Source organism: Microtetraspora sp. NBRC 13810 (assembly GCF_030268685.1).
Classification (GTDB): domain Bacteria; phylum Actinomycetota; class Actinomycetes; order Streptosporangiales; family Streptosporangiaceae; genus BSRQ01.
Map to the genome: position 1 here is coordinate 281,274 of NZ_BSRQ01000009.1, position 6,419 is coordinate 287,692.

6 protein-coding genes are annotated in these 6,419 nt (G+C 70.1%); 5 read left to right on the forward strand and 1 reads right to left on the reverse strand.

Features of this window, described 5'->3' with window-relative positions:
* Positions 1-63: 63 nt before the first annotated feature.
* Positions 64-606, forward strand: coding sequence for a hypothetical protein (locus QSK26_RS20375; RefSeq protein WP_285776769.1), 543 nt, complete (start codon positions 64-66; stop codon positions 604-606).
* A 385-nt stretch (positions 607-991) separates the two neighbouring features.
* Here QSK26_RS20375 and QSK26_RS20380 read toward each other — a convergent pair whose 3' ends face one another.
* Positions 992-1,357, reverse strand: coding sequence for a hypothetical protein (locus QSK26_RS20380; protein WP_285776770.1), 366 nt, complete (start codon positions 1,355-1,357; stop codon positions 992-994).
* Positions 1,358-1,630: 273 nt separating this feature from the next.
* Here QSK26_RS20380 and QSK26_RS20385 point away from each other — a divergent pair, with 273 nt between their 5' ends.
* The 4 genes from QSK26_RS20385 to QSK26_RS20400 form a co-directional block, all read left to right on the forward strand.
* Positions 1,631-2,827 (forward strand): PucR family transcriptional regulator, encoded by a 1,197-nt coding sequence (locus tag QSK26_RS20385; RefSeq protein ID WP_285776771.1) that lies wholly within the window; start codon positions 1,631-1,633, stop codon positions 2,825-2,827.
* Between the two features lie 277 nt (positions 2,828-3,104).
* Positions 3,105-3,782 carry a FadR/GntR family transcriptional regulator gene (locus tag QSK26_RS20390; protein WP_285776772.1) on the forward strand — a complete coding sequence of 226 codons (678 nt, stop codon included), beginning with the start codon at positions 3,105-3,107 and terminating at the stop codon, positions 3,780-3,782.
* 570 nt (positions 3,783-4,352) lie between these two features.
* Positions 4,353-5,405 (forward strand): BMP family ABC transporter substrate-binding protein, encoded by a 1,053-nt coding sequence (locus QSK26_RS20395; protein WP_285776773.1) that lies wholly within the window; start codon positions 4,353-4,355, stop codon positions 5,403-5,405.
* On the forward strand, positions 5,377-6,419 hold a 1,043-nt coding region (locus tag QSK26_RS20400), incomplete at its 3' end, for an ATP-binding cassette domain-containing protein (protein ID WP_285776774.1). The genes QSK26_RS20395 and QSK26_RS20400, both read left to right, overlap by 29 nt.

Consider the following 6,419-nt stretch of genomic DNA (forward strand, 5'->3'; position numbering starts at 1 on the left):
GGCAGTCGTAGCGCAACCACGCGGCATTCCGCACGACTGAGGAAGATCGAGGAGTGAGATCCGATGGTAGCGCTCGGACTGCTTTTGATGGTCGCCGCGGTGGCGGCCGTGGTCGTGATAGCGCTCGGCGCGACCGCGACCACGACCACCGCGGTGGACATCATGGATCGGACGTATCAGCTCAGCCAGCTTGAACTGCTGCTGCTCGGCGTGGCGATCGCCGCGGTCTTCGTGATCGGGCTCGCCATGATGAGCAGGGGCATGCGGCGCGGCCTGGTGCGGCGGCGCAAGGTACGGCGCAGCCGGCTGGCCGTCGAGGACCGGGTCAGCAAGCTGGAGGACGAGAAGCGGGAGCTGGAGCGCAAGCTGGAGCGGGAGCGTCAGAGCGAGACGGCCCCGGCGACCCCCGCCGCTCCCGTCACCCAGCCGCCCCCGGCGACCCCGGCCGCCCCTGCCGCCCCTGCCGCTCCGGTCGCCCAGCACGACCCCACCGCGCCGTACCCCACCCAGCACGCGCGTCCCGTCCCCGAGATGCGCAGCCCGGCCGAGCCGTCCACCGGCGACCGCCTGGTCGCCGGCCCGCGGCACAGCGACCGCCGCCCCTGACTGCCACTGACTGCCACTGGGGCACTGGGGCACTGAGGCCACTGAAGGCCGTCGGCGGCCTGGCGACCGGTCCGCCGACCGGCCGCCGCCGCCCACCCGACACCGCGCCTGACCGGCCGTCCCACTCGCCGTCCGCGACACCGGCGAGTGGGACGGCCTCTGTCATGGGGGAACGCCGCCCTCGGTGGGGTGAGCGGGAGGCCCGGCCCACGAGCGGGAGGCCCGAGCCAGGAGGGAGAGGGCCGGGCCAGGAGCGGGTTGCCTGGCTGAAAGAGCGTCTTGCCTGCCGGAAGAGTGGGTTGCACGGGGGAAGATATGGCCACATCCTGGCGAAGTGACATTTGTGCCGGTAGCACAGCGCTGTATGCCGGGTCATAAGGGGATTTCACCGGTATGCCCGGACAGTACGGGGCCGGCAGCGACGGACGCATCGGGGACGGCGTCCGCAGGCGGGCAGGCCGGAAGAGGGGGCCTCGACGGGGTCGTGTGGGGACTCCGAGTAGGCGGGCGGTGCCGAGGTGGCGGAGGGCTGGGAGTCGGTGGCCGCCGCCCCGGCCTTGAAGCAGGCCCGCAATCGTGCTTGGAGCACGGTCGGCTCCGCCGGCGGCCGGGCGCGGGCGTAGGAGTCGGCCGAGGCGTGCGCCGGCTTCCCGTCGTGCTCGACGTGCTCGACGTGCGGCTGTGCACTGGCGGGCGCCGGAGGGTCGAGCCGCTCCCGGGGCGCGGGGTGCAGCCTCGGCAGGTCGCACACCCCCGCCCGTATGGCAAAGCCGTGCGCGGTCGGGGCCTCCCCCGGCCAGGCGCACACGTGTTCCCCCTCGAACGCGAGCTCGGGATGGGCGGGCAGCCGATGGCCGGGCGCCGTGAGGCGGTCCGCCTAGTGCTGCGCGGCGGCCCGGGCCGCCCCCTTGGCTCGATCCCGCATGGCCGTATTGTCCCACCGATATAAGGGTGTCCAAAAAGCACTACTTTGTTATGAAAAATTGCCATCTTCGTGTGTTGGGGCCAGATTGTGGAGGTTTCAATGGACCGCCTGAAGGTCGAGGGGGATCTCGACGGCCCGGTGGCCCGGCCGGGGCGGGGGCCCAGCCGCCGCAGGAGCCTGCCCGGCACCGCGGACTTCGCGGCCAGACTCAACCAGATCGCCTTCGGCGGCGACGGCTGGCGGTCCATCCTCGCCGCGATCTCGGAGGAGACCGGGGTCGCCGCGCGGCTGATCGGCGTACACGGAGGGGTGTTCTACGCCACCGACGGCGGTGACGCGACCATGAGCCCGGCCGAGGTGGCGCGGGTCTTCGCCGAACCGGAGCCGGTCAGCGTGACGCTGGGCGACGGCTGGCCGGCCAGGGCCATGGCCGTCTGGGCTGCGCAGCGCAGGGTCGGCCTGCTGCTGGTCGCCGAGCCGGCCGGCGAGCGGGTCCTCGCCGTGCTGAAGGCGTCCTCCACGGCCATCGCGATCGAGGCGGTACGGCGCGACGCCGCCGCCGCGGCCAGGGCGGAGACCGCGAGCCGGCTGATCGACGAGCTGCGCTACGGGGCGCTGCGAGGCACCGAGGAGCTGACCCGCACGGCCGCGCGGTTCGGGCTGCGGCTCACCGAGCAGCACGCCGCCGTGGTCTTCGCCTACGACGGGCCCAACCGCCGCACCTGGTCCACCGCGCTGTCCTGGCTGGAGATGCCGGTGCGCCAGGACGACAGCAAGGGCTGGACCGTGCTGGCCGGCGACCTGCCGAGAGAGGTCACCCGGATCCGGGTGCGGCTCCAGGGCATGGTGGGCGAGGGCACCGTGCTGGCCGCGACCGGGCCCGTCGTCAGCGATCCGCGGGAGACTGCCAGGTCCTTCAAGGACGCGGAGACCGTGCTCGGGCTGCTCCGCCGCAGGTCGGGGGAGACCGAGCTGCTGCACTCGGAGCTGGGGCTCGCGCAACTGCTGCTCGCCGTGCCGCCCGCGCACCTGCAGGCGTTCGTCGAGCAGCAGCTCGGGCCGATCCTGGACCGCCCCGAGCTGATCCTCACGCTGGACGCCTGGCTCGCGACCCGCGGCAGCCGGGCCAGCGTCGCCGAGCAACTGCACCTGCACCGCAACTCGGTGGGCTACCGGGTGGGACAGCTCCGCCAGCTCATCGGCGCCGACCCGCTGGACCCGGAGACGGCTCACCGGCTGCGCACCGCCCTCACCGCCCGCGAGCTCCTGGACGTCTTCGCCCAGGGCAACGGCTGACCCACCAGAACCGGTAACCCGTCTGACCAATTGAAACCCAAGCGAAACCCATTGTGGTCTCCGGTCTGCCAAACTTAAGATCACTTGGTCAGACCAACAGACCAGATCGAGGCCAGCCGATGGGGATCTCCCCTAACCACGCGGTGTGCCGCGTGCCCGCCACGGACATCCGCCGGCGCGTGCCGGCGCCCAGGGCGACCTGGGCATCCGGGGCGCCCGGGGTGGTCGCCGTTCCGTACGGCGGTCGCGAGGCGTGAACGGTCCGCGGTTCGGTCCCGTGTCACGGCGCACCGTGTCCGAGGAGATCAGGGACGCCCTGCTGGAGAGTATGGCGTCCGGCCTGCTCCCCCCGGGCACCCGGCTCCCCTCGGAGCGCGCGTTGTGCGAGGACTTCGGCGTGGCCCGCACGTCGGTACGGGAGGCCATGCGGAGCCTGCTGGCCCTGGGACGGATCCGGAAGATCGGCAACCGGTTCCACGTCATGGAGACGTTTCCCGAGGTCAGCGTGGACCCACGGGTCAACCAGGTGCGGGAGCTGTTCGAGTGCCGCCGGGTGATGGAGGTCGCGATCGCCCGCCTGGCGGCCGTTCGCGCCAGCTACGCCGAGCGGGCGGAGCTGCGCCGGCAGGCCGAGTCCTTCGGCGGGGACATGGCGGTGGAGGACTTCCGGCGGGCCGACCGGCACTTCCACCTGACGGTCGCGCGCTGCTGCGGCAATCCGATGCTCCAGGAGTTGTACGGCAAGGTGCTGGACGGCGTCCTGGCGGCGGAGGAGTTCGACGCGATCTTCGACACCGGCGATCCGCCGGCCGTACGCGAGGTCATCGAGCAGTCCTGCGCGGCCCACCGGCGGATCGCGGAGGCGATCGTGGCCGGAGGCGCCGAGCGGGCGTCCAGAAGCGCCGAGGCGCACCTGGACGAGGTCGAACGTTCGATGATAGCCAGGATGGCCTGACTCGGTGTGGAAGGGTTCGTGACAGAGCGTGTCCGGCGTATCGACCAGGTCAATGACAAGATCTGTACAGAAGATGACCTTATGCTCACAGTTTGGGGGATTCGCGAAGGTATGACTGCTAAGCCGTACGATTGTCCCCCTGACACGAACATTTCGGCATGATCATAAAGGGTCACCTTGACATCCGCAGCAGCTTCGGCCTACGCCGTCTGTGCAGACCCGGCGCCGTTCACCGGTCCCCCGCGGGAACCCGGCGCGGCATCGGCCCTCCCAGGCCCGGGGACACCCGGACGCTCGGCGTCGCAGATCCGCGGCGCGACGATCACCGAGAGTGGCGGAAGCGGTTGCGGGTCTGCCGGACGAGTCCTCCGATACGCCGGTGATGAGCATCCGATATCGCATCGTGTTCCCCGTCGGGAACTGTCGAACCGCACCTCACGCCACCGATCGGTGTGAGTGGTGGACACGGCGCTGCCGCGAACCCTGCGCCACTATGACCAGCTCATTCAGTGGGGGACTGAACCGAAGTCGCACGAGGACTGACCCCCCGAGTCCTTTGGAAGGCAAGCGATGAAAAATTCAGCACGGGCCACCCTTGCGCTCCTTGTCGCGCCGGCGTTGCTGCTCACCGCCTGCGGGGGCAACTCCGCGGACTCCGGATCATCCTCGGTAACCGCCAACAAGGGGCAGCCCGACGTCAACGGTGACGGCAAGGTCGTCATCGGCGTGCTGAGCAACGGTGACACCCACGACAACGGTTACTTCCAGAGCTTCGTGGACGAGGCGAACACCATCGCCCGGTCCAACGGCTGGGAGATCCGTACCGTCGACAAGGTCGCGGTGGCGGACGGGGCCAACCAGGCCCGCAACCTCTGCCGCCAGCGCGTCGACCTGATCGCCATCGGCGCCCAGGAACTCCAGGACGCGCTGTCCGTCGCCCCCGAGCCGGTGTGCGCCGAGACCCAGTGGTACGTCAACGGCGGCGGTGGCGTGAAGCAGACCAAGTGGTTCAGCCAGTCGGTGGACAAGGTCAACCAGACCCTGTACACCGCCGGTTACGCCGCCGGCCTGCTCATGAAGGACCTCAACGCCACCAAGGCCGGCTACATCACCGGCCCCCGGGCGGACTTCTCCCTCCAGGCCGCCAAGGCGTTCACCAAGGGCATCCAGGCCGTCGTGCCGAAGGCCGAGGTGCTCACCCAGTACACCGGTGACTTCGAGGACTCCGCGAAGGCCAAGGAGGCCTTCGACGTGATGAAGGCCCAGGACATCAAGCTGGTCTACCCCTACCTGGGCGGCGCCACCGACGCGGTCACCACCGAGGCGAACAAGGCGGGCGTCCCCGCCCTCACCCCGGGCACCGACCGCTGCCAGGACACCACCATCAAGTACGACGTCTCGGTCGTCTTCAACCCGGGCGCGTTCTTCGCGGCGGCGCTGCAGGACTTCCAGAAGGGTCAGCTGAAGATGGGCGTGACCAGGGAATGGATCATCGGTAAGGACCCCGTGCCGCTGATCAAGATCTGCAAGCCCAAGGGCGACCAGCAGGAGCAGATCAACAAGCTCATGGCGGACATCGGTTCCGGGAAGTTCAATGTCGACGCGGCCGTCGACGGACAGTAAGAACGCAAGCGGGGCCGCGACCACGCCGGTCGCGGCCCCCGCGGTCGAGCTGACCGGGGTCACCAAGCGCTTCGGCTCTGTGGTGGCCTGCGACGACGTCTGCCTGAGCGTGCACAAGGGCGAGATCCACGGCCTGCTCGGGCAGAACGGCGCCGGCAAGAGCACGCTCATGAAGATCCTCACCGGTCTGGTCGTGCCCGACTCAGGGCACATCGCCATCCGCGGTGAGCAGGTCGAGATCCGCGACCCGCTGGTCGCGGCCCGGCTGGGCATCTCGATGGTGCACCAGCACTTCAGTCTCATCGGACCGATGCGCGTGTGGGAGAACGTCACGCTGGGCGAGCGCGGCCGGGTCGACCGCGACGCCGCCCGGCAGATCGTCAAGGACGTCGGCGACCGGTACGGCCTGGTCGTGGACGCCGACGCCCAGGTGGACAACCTGACCACCGGCGAACGGCAGCGCGTCGAGCTCATCAAGTGCCTGCGCCGCGACCCGGACCTCCTCATCCTGGACGAGCCCACCTCGGTACTCACCCTCAAGGAGTCGCGCGAGCTGTTCTCCGTGCTCCGCCGGGCGACCGAGAACGAGGGCAAGACCGTCATCCTGATCAGCCACAAGCTCGACGAGATCCTGCACGCCACCGGCCGGGTGACGATCATGCGCAACGGCGCGGTGGTGGCGCAGAAGACCACCGTCGAGACCGACGTGCGGGAACTGGCCCGGGAGATGGTGGGCCGCGAGCTCTCCAAGTGGAGCGCCGCCTCCGCCATCGGCAACCTCGACTCCCTCGTCCCCCCACCCCCCACCACGGACACCCCGGAAAACCCCGCCACCGAAAAGGCCGACGCGGAGACCCCGGAAAAGACCGAGGGGGAGGCCACCGAGACCACCGCCGAAGACGTCAACGCCGAGACCCCGGAGAAGGCCGAGGCGGAGGTCATCGAAACCACCGCCGAAGACGTCAACGCCGAGACCCCGGAGAAGGCCGAGGCGGAGGTCATCGAAACCACCGC

Bases quoted from the DNA above. Each gene is read 5' to 3' on its own strand.
- QSK26_RS20375 (WP_285776769.1), top strand. From the start codon at position 64: ATGGTAGCGCTCGGACTGCTTTTGATGGTCGCCGCGGTGGCGGCCGTG.
- QSK26_RS20385 (WP_285776771.1), top strand. From the start codon at position 1,631: ATGGACCGCCTGAAGGTCGAGGGGGATCTCGACGGCCCGGTGGCCCGG.
- QSK26_RS20395 (WP_285776773.1), top strand. From the start codon at position 4,353: ATGAAAAATTCAGCACGGGCCACCCTTGCGCTCCTTGTCGCGCCGGCG.